Source organism: Rhodopila globiformis (assembly GCF_002937115.1).
Lineage (GTDB): Bacteria > Pseudomonadota > Alphaproteobacteria > Acetobacterales > Acetobacteraceae > Rhodopila > Rhodopila globiformis.
This window is the reverse complement of record NZ_NHRY01000111.1, coordinates 16976-36520: the sequence shown is the minus strand read 5'-3', so window position 1 is coordinate 36520 and position 19545 is coordinate 16976. Positions and strand designations below refer to the sequence as shown.

Genomic DNA, 19545 nt, shown 5'->3' with positions numbered 1-19545 from the left:
CTGAACCGGCCACTTTAGTGGCCAACTGAACCCGGGACCGCGTTAGCGGTCCCGCTTGCCGCTTTGAGCGGCTCACACTCAACGGGCCGCGTCAGCGACCCGCCCGGCCGCTTTGAGCGGCCAACACTATAAAGCCCCCGGCTCTGCCGGGGGATATTTACTGGTCTGCTTGTGCCTTCGCAGGTCGCCATCGATCGGCCGCAGACGGTTCGCCTGACGAAAATCGGGCCGATCGTCGGCCGGATGGACGAGGACATCATGCAGGCAATCAACCGTGCCCTGGCGGTGTTCCTCGGGCTGGCCTAGCGGGTTGCCTCGGACTGCCGCCCCAGGCCCTCCAGCCAAGCCAGCAGCGGCCGCCACAGCGCCGGCTCGGCCCGCGCCCCGGCTGCCATGCCGATATGGCCGGCGGCGGGCTGGTGCAGCATCGCGCCCGGGATCAGCTTTGCCAGCGGCAGCGCCGATTCCGGTGGCACGATGCGGTCGCGGTCGGGGATGGCGACGAACGCCGGCATCGCGATGGCTTGCGGCTCCACCGGCAAGCCGGCGATGTGCCATGATCCGCGCGCGGGCGCGTTCTCGCCGTACCAGTCGCGCAGGCAGGCGCGCGCCACCTCGGCGGCCAGCGGCACGCCGTCGTTGACCCAATCCTCCAGCGCCACGAACAGCCGCGCCCGCTCGCTGTCCTGCGGCATGCGGGCGAAGGCGCGGTACTTGGCCGCCACGCTCCAGGGATCCAGCAGCGCGAACAGCGTCTGCAGCAGGTCGACCGACAGGGTCTGGCTGAAGGCCAACGCTGGTTCCAGCAGAGGCAGCGCCTCGGCCGCCTGGCGGGAGCGCTGCGGGTCGGGGGCGTGGAAATCCCACGGCGCCGCCAGCAGGGCCAGGCCGCTGATCAGGTCCGGCCGGCGCTGCGCCGCTGCCACCGCCAGGGTGCCGCCCATGCAGTAGCCTGCCAGCACCGGCGGCGCCCCGGCGATCCGCGCCGCCGCGGCCATCGCCCGTTCCAGCCGCCCGGCGACGTAGTCGGTCAGGGTGAAGCGCCGCTCGGTTTCCGCCGGCCAGCCCCAGTCCAGCAGCAGGGGCCGCACGCCCCGCGCCGCCAGCCAGCGCAGCATCGAATGCCCCTCGATCAGGTCGAGCACATAGGCGCGGTTGACCAGGCTGGGCACGAACAGCACCGGCCGGCCGCCGCCGGTGCCGTAATCGAGTAGCCGCGAACCCCCCTCGGCCCACACCGCGGGCGGATCCTCCAGGCTGCGCTGCCCGGGATGCCGGCGATAGGCGGCGATGCCCTCGATCAGCGCGGCGTCCTGTTCCAGCGTCTCGAGCAGGACCGCTTCAGGGAAGCCGCGGTCCGGATTTCCGTCGCGGACGGCGTCCTGGACGGACCGGAGGATCGCCTCCACGCTCGAGTTCCGCCAGTCGGCGTTCCAGAGCGGCGACATGGCGCGCGAGGCGTTCGATCTCAGCATCGCGAGCGTCAGGTGCAGCAGCAGCGGGCGCGGGCCGCGCCGTTTCAGCGGGCCCGGGACTTCGGGCCGTGGCGTCATGCGGCGACGGCGCCCGCGGCATGGCGCGCACCGCCGCCGCCATGGTGCCGGCCCAAAGCGCCATCAGGGTCTGCCAGGATTCGCGCAGTTCGGGGTCCGCGGCCAGCGCGGTCAGTTCGCTCTGCCACAGGGTGATCCAGTCCTGCGCCAGCGCGCGCAGACGGGAGTCGCCGTCGGCCGCCCCGCCCGGACGTGCCGCTTTGGCGGTGTCGCAGCCCTCCGTGTCGCATCCGGCAGTGTCCAGACCGGCGTGCACCACCATACGTCATTCATCCCTCTCATGATTCGGAGCATACGGGCGACGGATCAATCGCGAAACGTCAAACCGCCGCGGGTCGCGGAAACGCGCGATGAAATAGTCTATCGCACGTGCGAAATACGGTTTAGGTAGGGGACCAGTTGCGAGGTATGCATGTCGATGCCCGTTGAGACCGTCCCGGAGGTCAAGACCGTGGAAAAACCCCCGGTCGTGGTCAAAAAGTACGCAAACCGGCGCTTGTACAACACCGAGAGCTCCAGCTACATCACGCTGGACAACCTGGCCGAGATGGTCCGGTCGGGCCGCGATTTCGTCGTCTATGACGCCAAGAGCGGCGAGGACATCACCCGCAGCGTGCTGACCCAGATCATCGTCGAGGAAGAAGGCAAGGGACAGAACCTGCTGCCGATTAACTTTCTGCGTCAGTTGATCGGGCTGTACGGCGGGTCGATGCAGGGGCTGGTGCCGAAGTACCTGGAACACGCGATGACGACCTTCGCGCAGCAGCAGGACCAGATCCGCGCCGCCATGCAGAAGACCATGGGCACGATCTTCCCGTTCGGCAACATGGAGGAAGTCGGGCGGCAGAACATGGCGATGATGGAACGTGCCTTTACCATGTTCTCGCCGTTCTACCGCCCGCCCGAGTCCGCGCATCCGTCGGAGGCCGGCCTGTCCGAGATCGAGGCGCTGCGGGCGGAGAATGAGCGGCTGCGGCGGGAACTGGAAGCCGCGAAGAAGCAGTAGCGCGCCGAACCGGTGGCGCGGCCGGGCGCCTACGCCGGCGGCATGATCTGCGCCAGGCGGCCGCCTATGCGCAGCGGCTCGATCCGGCGCGCCAGCCCGGTGGCGTCGTCGGTTTCGACGAACACCCCGCAGAGCGTCGCCGCGCCTTCCGCCGGACCGAGCTTCTCGCCCGGCAGCTTGCGCCAGAAGCGCAGCGCGGCGCCGGCCTTGGCCATGCCGATGACGCTGTCATAGTCGCCGCACATGCCGGCATCCGATTGGAAGGCAGTGCCGCCCGGCAGGATCTGCGCGTCTGCCGTCGGACAGTGGGTATGGGTGCCGATGACGCAGGAAACCTGGCCGTCGAAGCTGTGGGCGTAGGCCATTTTCTCGCTGCTGGCCTCGGCGTGGATGTCGGCGACGATCGCCTGCACCGGGCCGCCCAGGCGGTAGCGCGCCAGCACGTCGGCGGTGCCGCGGAACGGGCAGTCCAGCGAGTCCATGAACAGCCGCCCCATGGCCTGCAGCACCAGCGCCTTGCGGCCGTCCTGCAATTCAACCACCACCCAGCCGTTGCCCGGGGTGCCGGGCGGGTAGTTCAGCGGCCGGATCAGCCGCGGCGTTTCCGCGATGTAGGGAATGAGCTCCTTACGGTCCCAGGTGTGGTTGCCCATCGTGATGACGTCCGCGCCGGCGGCGAACAGCAGTCGCGCCATCTCCGGGGCGAGGCCGAAGCCGTGCGAGGCGTTTTCCGCGTTCACGATTGCGAGGTCGATCCGCAGCGCCTGGCGAAGGCCGGGCAGTTCGGCGGCAACGGTTTCACGGGCGCTGCGGCCGACGATGTCACCCAGAAAAAGTATCCGCATGCGGTCTCCCGGTTCGAGGAAGCTGCGGGGCGCAGCAACCGTGAGCGGTGGTGGTACAGGTCAAACGGGACCGCGTCCATCGTTCGTGGCGTCGGGAGGATGCGGTGGGTGGCGCGGCGGCTGTGTCAGCACCGATATTATCTGTGTGCATCTGTGTATCCAGAATCCAGCGCTCCCAGCGCGGCACGAACGAGGCGATGGCGCCCAGGCCTGGATGCAGCGGGGCTGTTCATCCTACGAAACAAGGGGAAACACAGATGCACACAGATCGTCTTGTCCGGGGTCGGAGGATCAGTCCGGTCGCACACGCTATCCGGCATGAACCGGTCGTAGCGGCACAAGGCGAGAAACGGCACCGGTGCGGGCTGTTGCCGCAACGCCCCGTCCGCTTCGTGTCCGCCTGATTGTGGCGGCAAATACGCTGCCGCCTAACCCCCGGCGCTCCTGGCGGCCGCGATGAACGCCCGGATCAGCGCCGGGTCCTTCACGCCCTTGCTTCGTTCCACGCCCGACGACACGTCCACCGCTGGCGCACCCGTCTGCCGGATGGCCGTGGCGACTGTCTCCGGCGTCAGGCCGCCGGCGAGCATCCAGGGACCGGGCGCCGTCCAGCCGCTCAGCACCGACCAGTCAAATGTCGTCGCATTCCCGCCCGGCCGGCTTGCCCCCGCCGGCGCCTTCGCCTCCAGCACCAGCCGATTGGCCGGCTGCACAGTGGACGGGAGGTCCGAGGGGGCGCTGATGCCGATGGCGCGCCAGACCGGCAGTCCGAACGCTGCCCGGATTGCCGCCAGCGCATCGATGGCGCCGTAGATTTGCAAGGCATCCAGCCGCACGTGCGTCAGGACATTGCCAATCGCCTCGACCGTCGGCTCCACGAACAGGCCGACGCGCGGCGGACCGCCGGCCGTGCGGGCCGACAAGGCGGCCGCCGTCTCCGGCGTGACATACCGCGGGGAGGGGGGGAAGAACACGAAGCCCAGCCAGTCGGCGCCGGCCTCGACCGCCGCGTCGAATCCGGCGGGGTCGTTGATGCCGCAGATCTTGACCTGCGTCATGCGATCTCGGCCGCAATCGCCGCGGCCGCCGCCCCGGCATCCGCCGCCCCGGTGATCGGCCGACCGACAACGATCCAGTCGGCACCGGCGGCAACGGCGTTGGAGGGCGTCATGGTGCGAGCCTGGTCGCCGGCGGCGCTCCCGGCCGGCCGGATCCCGGGGACGACCAGCTTCACCGCCGCACCTAGGGCCTGGCGCAGCATCGCCACCTCCTGCGGGCTGCACACCAGGCCGTCGGCGCCGGCTTCCACCGCAAGGCGGCCGAGCCGCAGCACCTGCTCGGCGGGAGACGCGGCGACGCCGACAGCCTGCAAGGCGGCCGCGTCCAGGCTGGTCAGCACTGTCACCGCCAGAATCATCGGCCGATCGGCGTTGGCGCCGGCAGCCTGGCGTGCCGCCTGGATCATGGCGGCACCGCCGGCGGCATGGATGGTCAGCATCCGCGGCCGCAGCGGCAGCACCGCGCGGACGCCGCCGGCCACGGTGTTGGGAATGTCGTGCAACTTCAGGTCGAGGAAGATCGGCACCCCGGTGATGCCGCGGAAGCCGGCCGCGCCGTTCGCCAGGAAGAACTCAAGCCCGAGCTTCAGCAGCCCGGCGTGCGGCGCGACGGCATCGGCCCAGGACCGCGCCTGGTCCGCATCCACCGTATCCAGGGCGACGATCAGCCGCCCGCCGGCGGTCATCGTCCGGCCGGAGGCAACGCCAGCGTACGGCCGGATGCCGCCGGAGCGGAACGGGCCTTGTTCTCGGCCTTCAGGCTCTCGACCTGGGCCTGCAGGATCCGGACCATGCGTTCCGCCCGCCGCGCCCGCCGACGCTGCGCCAGCGACGAGAACCAGACGACGAGGGCGCCCAGCAGGAACGCCACGGCCATCGCGACCAGGATGGAGGCCGACAACGGCGCGTCCATGACATAGTCCGTCGGCCACAGGGTGAGGTGAACGAGCGTCTCGTTCGACAGCGCGAACAGCACCAGCGGCGTGCACAGGATCATGGCGATGATCACGAACAGCATAGCGACGGCATCCTCTCAGGCTTGTTTACGCTCGGCCGTCCGGGGCGCCGGACCGGCGTTGACCCGCTGCCTGAGTTCCTTCCCGGCCTTGAAGAAAGGAACCGTCTTCTCCTCCACCGAGACCGCAGCGCCGGTGCGCGGGTTGCGTCCGGTGCGGGCATCGCGGTGCTTGACCGTGAAGGCGCCGAAGCCGCGCAACTCCACCCGCTCTCCACGGGCGAGGGCGTAGGTGATTTCCTCGAAAATCGTCGCCACAATGGTTTCCGCATCCTGGCCACGCAGATGCGGATTGGCCATGGCCAACTCCGCGATCAGTTCGGACTTGGTCAAAATGTTCCCCCGGAATCAGTGGCCGGAACGTTGCCAGACGGCCCACGCGCCGTCAAGACTAACGCTTTGTGAAACCAGCGTTTTCCAAATTTCCTGGAACATCGGGGCCAGCGCACCTGACAGTGCGCTGCGGGCAAACCCCTCGGTGGAGACGTCCTCGACCGGCAAATCGGTGGAAATGCCCTTGGCCGAGGCCAGCCAGGCCCGCGCTTCCCGCTCACCGCCGATGGCATCCACCAAGCCGAGCGACAGCGCCTGCCGCCCGGTATAGGGGCGCCCATCGGCCAGCGAACGGACCTTGTCGGCATCCATGTGGCGGCCCGCGGCCACCATGCCGACGAACTGGTCGTACATATCGTTGACGAGACCCTGCAGGACCTGCTTGCCCTCGGGCGACAGCGGCCGGATCAGGCTGGGTTCATCCTTTAAAGGACCGGAGCGGACCCGCTCGGTGCCGATGCCGAGCTTGTCGAGCAGGCCGGAGAATTCGGGGGTTTCCAGCAGCACGCCGATGGAGCCGGTCAGCGTCGCCTCGCGGGCGAAAATGCGGTCTGCCGGAACGGCGACCATGTAGCCGGCCGAGGCGGCCGTGCCGCGCATGACCGCGACCAACGGTTTCGCCTTGGCGACGCGGGCGATGGCGTCGTGCAGGCTCTCGCCGCCGGCGACGCTGCCGCCGGGGCTGTCGATCGAGACGATCACCGCGCGGACCGACGTGTCGGTCGCCAGGTCGTTGATCGCTTCGGTCAACTTGCGGTCCTCGGTGATCAGCCCGGTCACCGACACGCGCGCGATATGCGCCTCGCCGGGTTCCAGCCCCGCGCTGCGCAGCCCGGCCAGCACCGCGGCAACCACGATGAGGACCGAGAGGACCCGCCAAAAGACGAGGCGGCGCTTGAGGCGCCGCCTGTCCAACAGCAGATCGGTCTCCAGCGTCATCAGCCGGAGCCGGTCTTAGGAGTCCTGCGCCATTTGGTTGCGGCGACGGATCGCCGCACCCAGGATGTCGCCCAGGGACGCACCGGAGTCGGACGACCCGTACTCGGCCATCGCCTGTTTCTCCTCCTCGACTTCCTTGCCCTTGATGGTCAGCGTCAGCTTGCGCGACTGACGGTCCACCGCGGTGATCTTGGCATCGACCTTCTCGCCCACGGCGAACCGGTCGGGCCGCTGATCCGCCTTGTCGCGGGCCAGCTCGGCTCGGCGGATGAAGCCGGTAAGAACGTCGTTGACCTTCACCTCGATGCCGTTCGCCTGGACGGCGCTGACGATGCAGGTGACGATGTCGCCCTTGTTGACGCTGTCGAGCACGCTGCGGGCCGGGTCATCGCGCAGCTGCTTGATGCCGAGGCTGATGCGCTCCTTCTCGACGTCGACGTCAAGCACCTTCGCCTTGACGGACTGACCCTTCTCGTAGTGGGCCATCGCCGCTTCGCCGGCTTCGTCCCAGGACAGGTCGGACATGTGGATCATGCCGTCGATGTCCGCCGACAGGCCGATGAACAGGCCGAACTCCGTGATGTTGCGGATTTCGCCCTCGACCTCGGAGCCGATCGGATGATCGTCTGCGAACTGCTCCCACGGGTTGCGCTGCACCTGCTTCAGGCCCAGCGAAATCCGCCGCTTGGAGCTGTCCACGTCCAGCACCATGACGTCCACTTCCTGGCTGGTCGAGACGATCTTGCCGGGATGGACGTTCTTCTTGGTCCAGGACATTTCCGAGACATGCACCAGGCCCTCGACCCCCGGCTCCAGCTCCACGAAGGCGCCGTAGTCGGTGATGTTGGTGACGCGGCCGGTGTACTTGGCGCCCGGCGGATACTTCGCCGCCACGCCTTCCCACGGATCAGCCTCAAGCTGCTTCATGCCCAGGCTGATGCGCTGGGTGTCGGAGTTGAAGCGGATGACCTGCACCTTGACCTGCTGGCCGATGGTGAGAGCTTCCGACGGGTGGTTGATGCGGCGCCACGCGATGTCGGTGACGTGCAGCAGGCCGTCCACGCCGCCCAGGTCGACGAAGGCGCCGTAGTCGGTGATGTTCTTCACCACGCCGTCGAGGATCATGCCTTCCTTCAGGCCCTGGATCAGCTCGCTGCGCTGTTCGGCGCGAGTCTCTTCCAGCACGGCGCGGCGGGAGACGACGATGTTGCCGCGGGCGCGGTCCATCTTGAGGATCTGGAAAGGCTGCGGGGTGCCCATCAGCGGGCCGACGTCGCGCACCGGGCGGATGTCCACCTGGCTGCCGGGCAGGAAGGCCACGGCGCCGCCGAGATCGACGGTGAAGCCGCCCTTGACCCGGCCATAGATGGTGCCGTCGACGCGCTTCTGCGCCTCGAATGCCTTCTCCAGGTTGGTCCAGGCTTCCTCGCGGCGGGCCTTTTCGCGCGACAGGATGATCGCGCCGTCGCGATCTTCATAGCGCTCGACGTAAAGCTCGATCATGTCGCCGGGCTTCACGTCGGGCTTGACCCCGGGCGGGCCGAATTCCTTGAGGGCGACGCGGCCCTCGCTCTTGAGGCCGACGTCGACGATGGCGAACTCGTCGGTCAGCCGCAGCACGCGGCCGGTGACGACGGAGCCTTCGAAGCTGGCATCGGCGCCCAGCGTTTCGTCGAGCAGCGAGGCGAAATCTTCGCCCTGGAAGTGGTCTTGCGCGGGTTCTTGCGTACGCGCGGTGGCGGATACTGCCATGAGGTAGGTGTTTTCCGTTACGGATATCCGGGCAGGGCCCGGTGATTGCCGTGGTGTGCGCGTTTCACAATTGAGAAACACGACTTGCCCGCATCGCATAAGGTGCAGGCTGGATTAAGAGCAAAACCGCGCCGGTACGACGCGGGTGGATTACCCAGATAACGGTCCTGATGCAAAAGTCAAGATGCGTGCAACCGGGTGGCCCCGCCGGGCGTCGATCCACGGGCGTCCCGCCGACCGGGGCGGGGCAGGGCTGCCACGGAGGGAGGCGACCGCAGGGGCCCCGTCCGGCCGGCCGATCGAAACCACTTCAGCACGGAAAAGCGAACTGCAACAGCGCCGGGCGGGGGTTGTTCGGCTGCTGCGCCGGCTATAAAAATCCTGGCTGGCCGCAATCCGCAAACGGGCCGGCACGCCGCCCGGATCGCCGGATGCGCAAGAAATACAAGGGGAGGAACGAATGGCTGGCGCAGCACCAGACTTCGACGCCGTCGTCATCGGTGCCGGCTTCTCCGGCATCGCCATGCTGAAGTCATTGCGCGACAAGCTGGGACTGAAGGTCAAGGTCTATGAGGCCGGCGACACCGTCGGCGGCACCTGGTACTGGAACCGCTATCCCGGCGCGCGCTGCGATTCCGACTCCTATATCTATTGCTTCACCTGGGACAGGCAGCTGCTGCAGGACTGGGAATGGACCGAGCGCTATCCCGAGCAGCCGGAAATCCTGAGCTACCTGGAGCATGTCGCCCGGCGCCACGACCTGAAGCGCGACATGCAGTTCAACACCCGCGTCACCGGCGCCGAGTTCGATGAGGGCGCCAACCTCTGGCGAGTGCACACCGACAAGGGCGACAGCGTCACCGCCCGGTTCCTGATCACCGCCGTGGGCACCCTGTCGGCCACCAACATCCCGCCGTTCAAGGGGCTGGAGCAGTTCAAGGGCAAGTGGTACCACACCAGCCAGTTCCCCAAGACCGGCGTCGATTTCACCGCCAAGCGCGTCGCCGTCGTCGGCACCGGCGCAACCGCGGTGCAGGCCATTCCCGAGATCGCCCAGCAGGCCAAGCACCTGACGGTGTTCCAGCGCACCGCCAACTACTGCGTGCCGGCCCGCAACGGCAAGGTGGACCCCGACCTGGTCAAGGCGCGCAAGGCGGACTACGACAATATCGTCAAGCGGATTCGCGAATCCTTCTTCGGGCAGGAGCACTACTTCATTCCGAAGTCGGCGCTGGAGGTCCCGGACGAGGAGCGCGAGCGCGAATTCGACCGGATGTGGGATGCCGGCGGCTTCGCCTTCTGGCTGGCCAACTATCAGGATATGTTCTTCGACCAGCGGGCCAACGAACTCTGCGCCGACTACATCAGGCGCAAGATCCGCCGCACAGTGAAGGATCCGGCCGTCGCCGAGAAGCTTATCCCCAAGGGCTATTACTACGGCACCAAGCGGCAGCCGCTGGATACTAACTATTACGAAACGTTCAACAAAGACAACGTGCTGCTGGTCGACGCCGCGACCGACGGGCCGATCGAGGAGATTACCGGGAAGGGGATTCGCGCCGGCGGCAAGGAGTATGAGTTCGACATCATCGTCTTCGCCACCGGTTTCGACGCCATGACCGGCCCTTTGAAGGCGCTGAACCTGCGCGGCCGCGGCGGCCGGAAGCTGGAGGAGCAATGGGCGGACGGCCCGCACACCTATCTGGGCATCGCCGTCGCCGGGTTCCCCAACCTGTTCACCATCACCGGCCCGCAGAGCCCGTCCGTGCTGACCAACATGCCGGTCGCCATCGAGCAGCACGTCGAATGGATCACCGAGTGCATCGACGCCATGCGCAAGTCCGGCAAGACCAGCATCGAGGCCACGCCCGACGCCCAGGACCAGTGGGTCGCGCATGTGAATGAGGTCGTCAGCCAGACGCTGATGCCCAGCGCCAATTCCTGGTACATGGGCGCCAACATCCCGGGCAAGCCGCGCACGTTCCTGCCGTATCTCGGGCCGGAGGGCGTCGGCGGCTACCGCAAAAAGTGTGATGAAATCGCCGCCAAGGGCTACGAGGGGTTCGCCTTGGCATAGAAACCGAACGGGTATAGAAACAGAAGAAGACGACAGGGCGGGAGAAGCCGGGTGGCTTCAACCCGCCTGACCGAGCGGGGAAACAATGATCGAGAACAGCTACTACTCGCAGGAGGTACATGGCCCCTACGAGCTGCATGACATCGGCAACCTGGAGTTGGAGGAAGGCGGCACGATCCGTGGCTGCAAGCTCGCCGTCGCCACGTTCGGGTCCCTGAACGCCGCCAAAGACAACGCCATCCTGATCCCGACCTGGTACTCCGGCACCAGCAAGATCATGGAGCAGGTCTATATCGGCAAGGGCCGCGCCTTGGACCCGGACAAATACTTCATCATCGCCATCAACCAGATCGGCAGTGGCCTGTCCACCTCGCCGCATAACACGCCGGCGCCGGGCGGGATGGGGAATTTCCCGCGTGTCCGCATCGGCGACGACGTGCGCGCGCAGCACAAGCTGGTGACCGAAACGTTCGGGCTGGACAGCCTGGCGCTGGTCGTCGGCGGCTCGATGGGCGCGCAGCAGACCTACGAGTGGGCCGTGCGCTATCCGGACATGGTGAAGCGCGCTGCGCCGATTGCCGGGACGGCGAAGAATACCGTCCACGACTTCCTGTTTACCGAGACGCTGGTCGATGCCATCACCGCCGATCCGGGTTTCGCCGGCGGCTTCTACAAGTCGTCGGAGGATGTGCGGGAAGGCCTGCTGCGCCATGCCAAGATGTGGGCGGTGATGGGCTGGAGCACGGAATTCTTCCAGCAGCAGCGCTACAAGGCGCTGGGGTTCTCCTCGCTGGATGATTTCATCATCAACTTCATGAACGCCTATTTCGCGGTGATGGACCCGAACGACCTGCTGTGCATGGCGTGGAAGTGGCAGCGCGGCGACGTCAGCCGGCACACCGGCGGCGACCTGCGGGCGGCGCTGGGCCGGATCAGGGCGTTGACGTTCGTCATGCCGATGTCGTCCGACATGTTCTTCCCGGTCGCCGATTGCCAGGCGGAGTGGCGGCTGATCCCGAACGCGGAATTCCGGCCGATTGAAACGATCGACGGGCACCTGGCGCTGTTCGGGGCGGACCCGAACGCGCTGGCGCAGATCGATCGGCATCTGACGGAACTGCTGGCCCGGGAGGCCTGACCGTTACGGCGGCGCGGACGGCCGGGCGTCTTCCAGAACCGTGTCGTCCGCAAGTTCCTGCAGCATCGTCAGCACGTCGGCCAGGATCTCATCCTGCGGCGCGTTGAACTGCGTTGCCAGGTGGTCGGCGATCGCGGCGATGGTGCGGGCGCCATCGACCAGTTTCAGCACCTCGGTGGCGATATCGTCAGGCATCATCAGCCGCTCCGGCGCCAGGATCACCCAGGCGTTGCGGGTGCCGTCGAAGCGGAACCGCGTCCCGCGCGGGAAGCGCGGGATCGAGGCGGGCTCGAAGGTGGTGCGGCTGCGCGCGGTCACGGCACGGACGGGACGAACGCGCCCGGCGGGATGTGCCCGTCCACGTAGGCGCCCCAGAGCGCGTCCATCTGCACCCAGAGAACGTTGCATTTGAAACGAAGCGCCGCCAACACGCCTTCCTGCTGTTCCCGGGTGCGGGCGTGCTCCTTGCAGTAGTTCAGCGCGAATTTGGCGTCGTTCGGGGCCTGCGTCAGGCGCGGGGTGAAATAGGCCAGGGTGTCGCTGCTGACGAAATCGTAGTTAGCGAGCATGCCTTCCACCCGCTCGGCGATGATCGTCGGCGAGAACATTTCGGTCAGCGAGGACGCAATCGCATCCAGGATCGACTGGTCGCGCACGAACGTGATGTACGCCTCGACAGCGAAGCGGGTGGCGGGGAGAATGCCCTTGGTGGAGATGACGTAGTCCCGATCGAGGCCGAGACTGTCGGTCAGCTTCAGCCAGCGCGCGATGCCCCCGGGCTGCTGGCCGTCGCCGTCATGGTCGACCAGGCGCGACCGCCAGGCGCGGCGCAGGTCCGACGTCGGCAGGCGGGCGATCAGCGTCGCGTCCTTCGCCGGGATGTTGCATTGGTAATAGTAGCGGTTCAGCGCCCAGGCCTCGATCTGGCCGCGCGTGAGCTGGCCGCCGTACATGCGCTTATGGAACGGATGGTTGCTGTGGTAGCGTTCCGCGCCGATGGCGCGCAATGCGGCTTCCAGTTCATCCGGCGTCATGGGTTGAGTTTGCGCACTGCTCACAACACGATCTCCATCCCGTCATGGGCAACTTCCCAGCCAGCGCGTTCGGCGATTTCCCGTTCCGGGGAGTCGTCGAGCAGGATGGGGTTGCTGTTGTTGATATGCATGAAAATTTTCCGGCGCACCGCAATGTCGCGGAACGCGGCGATGGTGCCTTCTGGGTCCGCGACGCTCATGTGGCCCATGCGCTGTCCGGTCTTGGTGCCGGAACCCTCGCGGATCATTTCGTCATCGGTCCACAGCGTGCCGTCGAAGAACACCGCGTCGGCGCCGTTCAGCCGATTGGCGACGGCTTGCGGCAGGCGGGCGCAGCCGGGGATGAAATAGCAGGTGGCGCCAGCGGCATCGGACAGGCGCAGGCCGACGGTGTCTTCGGCTTCCCCGGCAAGGGTCTGGCTCTTGCCTTCCAGGTACAGCGCCACCTTGCCGGGGACGCTGAACAGTTCGCCGACGAGTCCGCCGGGCAGGGCGAACGGCTGGTTCAGGGCGACCGGCTGGCGCTGCACGAAGGCCGGCGCCAGCGCATCGAAGATGGGGTTGGCACGCAGGGTTTCCTGAACCCGCCGGGTCGCGAGCAGGGTGAAGCTCTGGCTCTCGCGCAGGTGCAGCAGGCCGGCGACCGCATCGATCTCACCGCTGACCAGCACCACCGCGCTGATGGGCGAATGGCGCAGGCCGTGCTGGGGCTGCAGGACCGTGGTTGCCTCGATCTGCTGGCGCAGGTCGGGGCTGGCGTTGGCGACGACCCAGTTCTCGTTGTCGCCGGTGACGGCGATCGAGCATTGCGTGCGCGGCCGTGCCGCCGGATCGCCGGCGCGGGCCCGGCGGCAGGCGGCATTGTTGGCGTTCCATTGCGGAAACCCGCCACCGGCCGAGGCGCCCAGAACGACGATACGCAGCAGAGTATCCTCCCATTGATCGTGCCGCATCGCCCGTTGCGTGGACGCGCTTCCTGGCGCGGATGATGTCACTACCCGCGACCTGACGGAAATAATAACCGCGATAAGCGGAACGCGCCAAATGGACGGGGGTGGGCGATCCTGTATAGTGGAACGATCCAGCGAGCAGACGCCGGACTCCCAGTGGGAAACCGGCTGCAACCTGTGGGGGTCTCCAACAATGAACGTCCGGCTTTCCCTGGTGATCGGCTGCCTGTTCCCGGCGCTCGTGACGAGTGCCCGGGCCGCCGATCGCATGCAGTTCTGGAATTTGACCGGTGAGACGATATCGAAACTGTATCTGGCGCCGCCCGGCACGTCGCAATGGGGGCCGAACCAATGTGCCAACGATCCCGACGGCGCGGTTGATTCCGACGAGCGGTTGAAGCTGAAGGACGTCGCGCCGGGGCGCTATGACGTAAAACTGACGGACGCTACGGGCCGCACCTGCATCGTGCGCGACGTTACGGTGCAGGGCGGAAAGGCCTATGCCTTTTCGCTGTCGCCGGAGGACCTGAAGGAGTGTTCGAAATAGCCGTCGTGTGGACGGCTCCCGTGCGGCTGCTATAGTGCGTGCCTACCAGAAGAATGCCGGTGTCCACATCGGCGGTTGCACGGGGGAGAGACGTGACAAGCCAGGATTCTGCCGCAACAGGCCCGCGGGATGGGCGGATCACGTGTCTCGATTCGAACTGGTTGCCTGCTGATCCATGTCGTTGACGACGAAACTGGCAGTCCTGGCACTGTCCGCCATGGCGTTGCTGCCGATGGCTGCGCACGCCAAGGGCACCGGCTATGTGTTCGTCAGCCACGAGAGGACGAACAACATCGCGGTGATCGATCCGAAGCAGGATTACAAGATCATCAAGTGGATCGATACATCCCATCGTCCCCGGGACATGAATTTCCGCAATGACCGCCATCAACTACTGGTCGCCTGCGGTGACGATGATGTGATCGATGTCATCGACGTCGCGACGCTGAAGGTGGTCGATCACATCCCGACCGGCCACAGCCCGGAAATGTTCGAACTCAGCCGGGACCAGAGCAAGCTTTACGTTTCGAATGAAGAATCGTCTTCGGTGCAGGAAATCGGCATCAAGGACAAGATCATCGAGCGCGAATTCCCCACCGGCGCCGAGCCTGAAGGCATCGCCATCACCCCGGATGGCAAAACATTGTACGTCACGTCCGAGGTTGACGACATGGTCCATGTCATCGACCTCAAGGCCGGGGCGGTGATCGATAACATCGTTGTCGGCACCCGGCCGCGCCGCTTCCTGCTGATGCCGAACGGCAAGGATCTTTGGGTTTCAAACGAATTGTCGGGACAGGTCTTAGTGATCGACCGCGCAACGGACAAGGTGACGGCGACGATCAACTTTCTGCCACCGGGATTTCGCCAGGTCGATGTAACGCCCGTCGGCATGACGATGACGAAGGACGGAGCCACGGCGATCGTTACGCTTGGCCGGGCCAATCACGTGGCGTTTGTCGATACCGCCACGCGCAAGATCGAGGACTACGTCGTGGTGGGCAACCGGCCCTGGGGCGTGGCCCTGAGCCCGGATGAAAAGACCCTGTACGTCACCAACGGCCTGAGCGACGATGTGTCCGTCATTGACATGGCGAGCCACAGGCCGATCCGCACCATTCCCGTCGGCCGGGTGCCACATACGGTGCTGGTCGATGATTGAGCACAGGCGGAGCCTGATGCAGGCGGTGGCCGGTGCGCTTGGCGTCGCCGCGCTTCGGCCGATCGCGATGGCGCGGGGTGAAACGAAACCGGTCGCGGTGATGCGGCTTGGCTACGTCGAGCTTGCAGACGATCCCCGCTATGCCGATCGTGGCGAAATTGACGGCATTGTGTTCAGTGATCGCGGGCGGCCCTATGAAGGCGGTCAGGTGGCGCTGCAGGAGGCGCGCGCGATCGGGCGGGTTCTCAAGATCGATTTCGAAATGGAAAGGGCCGCCGGAAGGTCGGTCGATGATCTGGTGCAACGCGTCGATGCCTGGATCGGATCCGGGAATGTTCATTTCGTTCTTGCGGATCTGCCGGGAAGCGTTCTGCTGGAACTGGCACGACGGCTGAAGGGCGAGCCGGTGCTGCTGCTAAACGTTTCGGCACCGGACGACTCGCTGCGCGGCGCCGACTGCCTGCCGAACATGGCGCACACCTATCCGAGCAACGCCATGCTGTCGGATGCGCTGGTGCAGTACCTGGTAGCCAAGCGCTGGACCCAGATCCTGGTGCTGCAGGGGCCAGCGCCGGAGGACGCAGCGGCGGTGGCATCGCTGCGGCATTCCGTAAAGAAGTTCGGCGCGAAAATCGTCGATGTAAAGCCGTTCGTGCTCTCCCGCGATCCGCGTAATCGTACTGAAAGCAACGTCATCCTGATGACCCAGGGAGACTACGACGTTGTCTATGTTGCCGACGCCAGCGACGAATTCGGCCGCTATGTGCCCTATCAGACCGCCCTGCCGCGGCCGGTGGTCGGCAGCGCCGGATTGACGCCCACTGCCTGGTCCTGGTCCTGGGCGCGCGACGCGGCCGTGCAGTTGCAGCACCGCTACGAAAAACTCGCGCCGGGCCGTCGCATGAATGGCGCCGGCTGGGCCGCATGGGCGGCGGTAAAGGCCGTCACCCAGTCGGTGATCCGCGCGAAATCGACGGATTTTGATCCGGTGAAGGCGTACCTGCTCAGCGACAAGCTGACGCTGGACACCGTGAAGGGCAATCCGGGCAGTTTCCGTCCGTGGGACCATCAGCTCCGTACGCCGCTGCTGCTGGCGACGGGCAATGCCGTGATCGCAACCGCGCCGTTGCCGCAGTTCCTCCACCAGACGAACGTGCTGGACACGCTGGGCATCGACGCGCCGGAGACTGCATGTCACTTCTGACGGTTTCCGTCCGGCGCGGAGGGCATCAATTCCGTTGGCTGCCAGATACAGGTTTGAAACGTGAAGAAATCAGTTTTTGCATGTGCGGCTGTGCTGCTTCTCTGGACAGGTGCCGCCGATCGGCTGGCGGCCAAGGGGTGGCCGAAGCGGTTCACCCTTTGGGATATCAATCTTGGCGACAGCGCAGCCACGATCCCGAACGAATATGTGAACTATGCCTGCGGCACCAATGGCGGCCCGCCTTCCATTCCGCTCAAGGATTTCACGGCCTTCAAAAAGTGCAGGCCGGACCCAATGGGGCTGCACGAGGTCTATTTCCAGTATGACGACGAACTGGAGTACCAGGCACGCGCGCTGGACATCAAGCCGGAGATCCGCATGTACGCCGGAACGACGATCTTCGAGTTTCCGATCGTCGCCTCGATTCTATTCGACAACGACGGAAAAGTGAGAGGCGAACGGGCGGTGACCGATCCCCGGCAACAGGTGGCGCGGAAGCGCGACGAATTCTGGGAACTTGGCACCTTCCTGCGTCAACGCTTCGGCGATGCCGGCTGGAAATGCGTCAATCTGCCGCCCGCCGGAGGCGAGAATCCGGTCGGAGGGATCTTCATCAAGAGCAACTGTGAAAAGACAATTGGTAGCGCGCGTTTGATCGTGGATCAGCGATTCCTGAAGAAAAAGGGCCAGGAGGCCATCGACCCGGTGACCGGAAAGCCAAACCTCCAGGCATTCGAAAGCTCGACACGCTTCGAGGAATATGATGCCTCCCTGCCGCCGCCGGCGGATGGGCCGAAATAGCGCGACCTACTGCCCAACGGTTCCATCGACCAGCAGCGCGCCCTGGGTCTTCATTCCGGTTTGCGTTGCACCGTCCAGATCGGCTCGCTCCAGGCGCGAGCCACGAAAGTCGCTTCCTGTCAGATCCGCGCCGGAAAGATCCGCCCGGTAGAAGTCGGCCTGGATCGCGGAGATCCGGTTCAGCTTTGCATCCCGCAGGCGAGCCATAACGAACCCGGCCCTATCGGCCGTTATATCAGAAAGGATACAACGGCTGAGGTTGGCATTGCTGAAATTGGCCTGCTTCAGCGTTGCATGGGACATATCGCAGTCTGACAGCTCGGCTTCCCTTGCGTCCGCGCGCGTGAGATCCGCATTGCGCAACTGCGCGCGGGTCAGGCGGGAATGCTGCATGTGCGCATCGACCAGGATCGCTCCATCCAGTTGCGCGCCGCTCAGGTCTGCAGCGTAAAGCAGTGCCTCGGTCAGATCCGCACCGGTCAGATCCGCGCGCTTCAAATCTGCTTTGTCGAGGTTGGCATCACGCAGCGTTGCATGAGCAAGCTTGGCATTCGTCAGTCGAGCCGCATGCAGAACCGCATCAGTCAAATTGGCCCCGGAAAGATCAGCGCCGCTCAGGTCCCGGCGCTTCAAGCGCGCACCGCGCAGGTCGCAGCCCGGGCAATCCTTGCTCGTGCCCGCCAGGAAAGCCGCGCGCTGCGCCGGGCTGGCAGTGTTGTCGGGCGGTTCAGTCGCAAGCGCTGTGGCGGTCAGGCACGCCATGACGGCAACGGCTATCCACATATGAGGCCTGCATACGGCCTGAAAAACTTTTCGAGACTGCATGACCAACCTCACGGACCACAGATTGCACCCTTGGCGTCGCAGCCCTTATGCTACGCCATTAGTGGCAGATAACAACCATGCGCTCAGCCTGTCCACCAAGCAGGTTCATTGCGCTGGCGGAGGAACATGATCCGAGTTCTTACGGTACTGGCCATCGCCATGTGCACCAGTCCAGCGATTGCGGCGCAGATCTCCGGACGCGGTAAAGCAATCGATTCTACAACGATTGAGATTGGCGATCAGCGGATCATGCTGTTTGGCATCGACTCCGTCATGCGCAAGCAAAGCTGCCTGTTGGATGGCAAACGCTGGCTATGCTGGCAATCGGCGGTGGACAATCTGCAAAAATTGCTTGATCAGGGGACGGCGGTTTGTGATCCCGTCGGCGAGCCCGATATCTTTGGGCGGGTGCTCGCGCGCTGCACTGTCAACGGGCAGAGCGTCAATGAGCAAATGGTGGCGCAGGGCTATGCCGTAGCGCGCCCGAAAGAGACCAAGGATTATGTCGCCGCCGAGACGGCGGCCAAGAACCAGAAAGTCGGCCTGTGGCGGGGCGAGTTCATCCAACCGAAAGAGTTCCGCAGAGCCTCGGGCATCATGGTCGATCGTCCCTGATCGACCTGCTCGGTCAGCGGGGGCTGGCACAGGCCCCTGCCGGCCCACCAACTTTCAACGAACTGCGAGGAAACGGATAATGGGTTATGAGTTGCGGGGTGTTGCCGCCCAATACAGGATCGCCAGGCGGGTCGCCGTCCTTGCCCTGACGGGCGTCCTGTGCCTCGCCGTACAGGCGCGCGCGGACGACGCCAGCGTCGCGGAAGGAAAGCGGATCTGGAAGACGAAGGCGCAGTGTCCGGAGTGCCACGGCTGGTCCGGCAACGGCAGCGGCGGCATGCACTCGGCCGGCAACGCGGCGTCCTTGCGCGGCACTCAACTGACGCGCGACGAGATACGCATGACGATCCAGTGTGGCCGCCCGGGAACCCCGATGCCGCATTTTGATCGTTTCGCCTATACCGACAAGCGTTGCTATGGAATGACCGCCGAGGAGATGGGCGACAACACTCCCGACCGGGCTGCCGTCACCCTCCAGAGCTATGAAATCGACGCGGTTGCCGATTATGTTGCAACGAAAATCAAGGGCGCAGGGCCGGTAACGCGGCAAGAGTGCATGGACTTCTTCGGGAAAGGCGCCGAAGAGCACTGCAGCATGTATCCGGACAAGGGAAAATTGGAGTCGTCCCGATAGGGTCCCGGCGGCGAAGGCTCGCCTTTCACTCCGGATTCGTATTCATTGGCGGAAACC

The 19545-nt window shown here is 65.6% G+C and carries 23 protein-coding genes; 10 read left to right on the top strand and 13 right to left on the bottom strand.

Translation table 11 applies throughout. The features are described from left to right. Window positions 1-171: 171 nt before the first annotated feature. The gene (locus CCS01_RS35115; RefSeq protein WP_146101690.1) at window positions 172-306 is read left to right on the top strand and encodes a type II toxin-antitoxin system PemK/MazF family toxin; all 135 of its coding nucleotides are present in this window, start codon (window positions 172-174) and stop codon (window positions 304-306) included. Here CCS01_RS35115 and CCS01_RS11145 read toward each other — a convergent pair. Together CCS01_RS11145 and CCS01_RS35110 are read right to left on the bottom strand one after the other, a co-directional pair. Further along, window positions 303-1409 carry an alpha/beta fold hydrolase gene (locus tag CCS01_RS11145; protein ID WP_239992108.1) on the bottom strand — a complete coding sequence of 369 codons (1107 nt, stop codon included), beginning with the start codon at window positions 1407-1409 and terminating at the stop codon, window positions 303-305. The two genes, CCS01_RS35115 and CCS01_RS11145, sit on opposite strands and share 4 nt — an antisense overlap. Next, entirely contained in the window at window positions 1342-1815 is a 474-nt protein-coding gene (locus CCS01_RS35110; protein WP_239992107.1) for a hypothetical protein, read from the bottom strand. Before CCS01_RS35110 ends, CCS01_RS11145 begins: the two co-directional genes overlap by 68 nt. Window positions 1816-1965: 150 nt before the next feature. On the opposite strand from CCS01_RS35110, the gene phaR reads away from it, so the two are divergent. Then, complete coding sequence (gene phaR, locus CCS01_RS11140; protein WP_104518896.1) at window positions 1966-2559, top strand: polyhydroxyalkanoate synthesis repressor PhaR; 594 nt, start codon at window positions 1966-1968, stop codon at window positions 2557-2559. 29 nt (window positions 2560-2588) lie between these two features. Here the strand turns inward: phaR and CCS01_RS11135 are convergent, their stop codons facing one another. From CCS01_RS11135 to rpsA, 7 genes are all read right to left on the bottom strand, one after another. Beyond that, window positions 2589-3404, bottom strand: coding sequence for a TIGR00282 family metallophosphoesterase (locus tag CCS01_RS11135; protein WP_104518895.1), 816 nt, complete (start codon window positions 3402-3404; stop codon window positions 2589-2591). Between the two features lie 428 nt (window positions 3405-3832). Continuing rightward, window positions 3833-4462: a phosphoribosylanthranilate isomerase gene (locus CCS01_RS11130; RefSeq protein WP_104518894.1), complete on the bottom strand. Its 630-nt coding sequence runs from the start codon at window positions 4460-4462 to the stop codon at window positions 3833-3835. Beyond that, a complete protein-coding gene (gene pyrF / locus CCS01_RS11125; RefSeq protein WP_104518893.1) occupies window positions 4459-5148 on the bottom strand; it encodes an orotidine-5'-phosphate decarboxylase in 690 nt (229 codons plus the stop codon). The genes CCS01_RS11130 and pyrF overlap by 4 nt, the downstream gene beginning before the upstream one ends. Continuing rightward, window positions 5145-5480: a lipopolysaccharide assembly protein LapA domain-containing protein gene (locus CCS01_RS11120; RefSeq protein WP_104518892.1), complete on the bottom strand. Its 336-nt coding sequence runs from the start codon at window positions 5478-5480 to the stop codon at window positions 5145-5147. Before CCS01_RS11120 ends, pyrF begins: the two co-directional genes overlap by 4 nt. A gap of 15 nt (window positions 5481-5495) precedes the next feature. After that, window positions 5496-5810: an integration host factor subunit beta gene (locus CCS01_RS11115; protein WP_104518891.1), complete on the bottom strand. Its 315-nt coding sequence runs from the start codon at window positions 5808-5810 to the stop codon at window positions 5496-5498. Between the two features lie 15 nt (window positions 5811-5825). After that, window positions 5826-6749, bottom strand: a complete 924-nt coding sequence (sppA, locus tag CCS01_RS11110) for a signal peptide peptidase SppA (RefSeq protein ID WP_104518890.1) — start codon at window positions 6747-6749, stop codon at window positions 5826-5828. Between the two features lie 15 nt (window positions 6750-6764). After that, window positions 6765-8501, bottom strand: a complete 1737-nt coding sequence (gene rpsA, locus CCS01_RS11105) for a 30S ribosomal protein S1 (RefSeq protein WP_104518889.1) — start codon at window positions 8499-8501, stop codon at window positions 6765-6767. A 460-nt stretch (window positions 8502-8961) separates the two neighbouring features. On the opposite strand from rpsA, the gene CCS01_RS11100 reads away from it, so the two are divergent. Continuing rightward, a complete protein-coding gene (locus tag CCS01_RS11100) occupies window positions 8962-10578 on the top strand; it encodes a flavin-containing monooxygenase (protein WP_104518888.1) in 1617 nt (538 codons plus the stop codon). Between the two features lie 85 nt (window positions 10579-10663). Next, a complete protein-coding gene (locus CCS01_RS11095; RefSeq protein ID WP_104518887.1) occupies window positions 10664-11716 on the top strand; it encodes an alpha/beta fold hydrolase in 1053 nt (350 codons plus the stop codon). A gap of 3 nt (window positions 11717-11719) precedes the next feature. Here the strand turns inward: CCS01_RS11095 and pqqD are convergent, their stop codons facing one another. The 3 genes from pqqD to pqqB are packed head-to-tail and all read right to left on the bottom strand — an operon-like array spanning window position 11720 to window position 13676. Beyond that, on the bottom strand, window positions 11720-12034 hold the full coding sequence (gene pqqD, locus CCS01_RS34605; protein ID WP_239992106.1) for a pyrroloquinoline quinone biosynthesis peptide chaperone PqqD: 315 nt from the start codon (window positions 12032-12034) through the stop codon (window positions 11720-11722). Beyond that, the gene (gene pqqC / locus CCS01_RS11085) at window positions 12031-12750 is read right to left on the bottom strand and encodes a pyrroloquinoline-quinone synthase PqqC (RefSeq protein ID WP_104518885.1); all 720 of its coding nucleotides are present in this window, start codon (window positions 12748-12750) and stop codon (window positions 12031-12033) included. The genes pqqD and pqqC overlap by 4 nt, the downstream gene beginning before the upstream one ends. A 20-nt stretch (window positions 12751-12770) precedes the next feature. Further along, window positions 12771-13676: a pyrroloquinoline quinone biosynthesis protein PqqB gene (pqqB, locus tag CCS01_RS11080; RefSeq protein ID WP_104518900.1), complete on the bottom strand. Its 906-nt coding sequence runs from the start codon at window positions 13674-13676 to the stop codon at window positions 12771-12773. Between the two features lie 37 nt (window positions 13677-13713). Here pqqB and CCS01_RS11075 point away from each other — a divergent pair, with 37 nt between their 5' ends. The 4 genes from CCS01_RS11075 to CCS01_RS11060 all read left to right on the top strand — a co-directional run bounded on the left by CCS01_RS11075 (window position 13714) and on the right by CCS01_RS11060 (window position 17414). Further along, window positions 13714-14247: a hypothetical protein gene (locus CCS01_RS11075; protein WP_146101689.1), complete on the top strand. Its 534-nt coding sequence runs from the start codon at window positions 13714-13716 to the stop codon at window positions 14245-14247. 175 nt (window positions 14248-14422) lie between these two features. Continuing rightward, entirely contained in the window at window positions 14423-15409 is a 987-nt protein-coding gene (locus tag CCS01_RS11070; protein WP_104518883.1) for a PQQ-dependent catabolism-associated beta-propeller protein, read from the top strand. Then, window positions 15402-16613, top strand: coding sequence for an ABC transporter substrate-binding protein (locus CCS01_RS11065; protein WP_104518882.1), 1212 nt, complete (start codon window positions 15402-15404; stop codon window positions 16611-16613). The genes CCS01_RS11070 and CCS01_RS11065 overlap by 8 nt, the downstream gene beginning before the upstream one ends. A 60-nt stretch (window positions 16614-16673) precedes the next feature. Beyond that, window positions 16674-17414 (top strand): hypothetical protein, encoded by a 741-nt coding sequence (locus tag CCS01_RS11060; RefSeq protein WP_146101688.1) that lies wholly within the window; start codon window positions 16674-16676, stop codon window positions 17412-17414. Between the two features lie 6 nt (window positions 17415-17420). On the opposite strand, the gene CCS01_RS11055 is transcribed toward CCS01_RS11060, so the two are convergent. Continuing rightward, entirely contained in the window at window positions 17421-18176 is a 756-nt protein-coding gene (locus CCS01_RS11055) for a pentapeptide repeat-containing protein (RefSeq protein WP_158258347.1), read from the bottom strand. Window positions 18177-18365: 189 nt separating this feature from the next. Here CCS01_RS11055 and CCS01_RS11050 point away from each other — a divergent pair, with 189 nt between their 5' ends. Next, entirely contained in the window at window positions 18366-18854 is a 489-nt protein-coding gene (locus CCS01_RS11050) for a thermonuclease family protein (protein ID WP_104518879.1), read from the top strand. A 79-nt stretch (window positions 18855-18933) separates the two neighbouring features. Further along, window positions 18934-19488, top strand: a complete 555-nt coding sequence (locus CCS01_RS11045) for a c-type cytochrome (RefSeq protein WP_104518878.1) — start codon at window positions 18934-18936, stop codon at window positions 19486-19488. Window positions 19489-19545 lie beyond the last annotated feature (57 nt).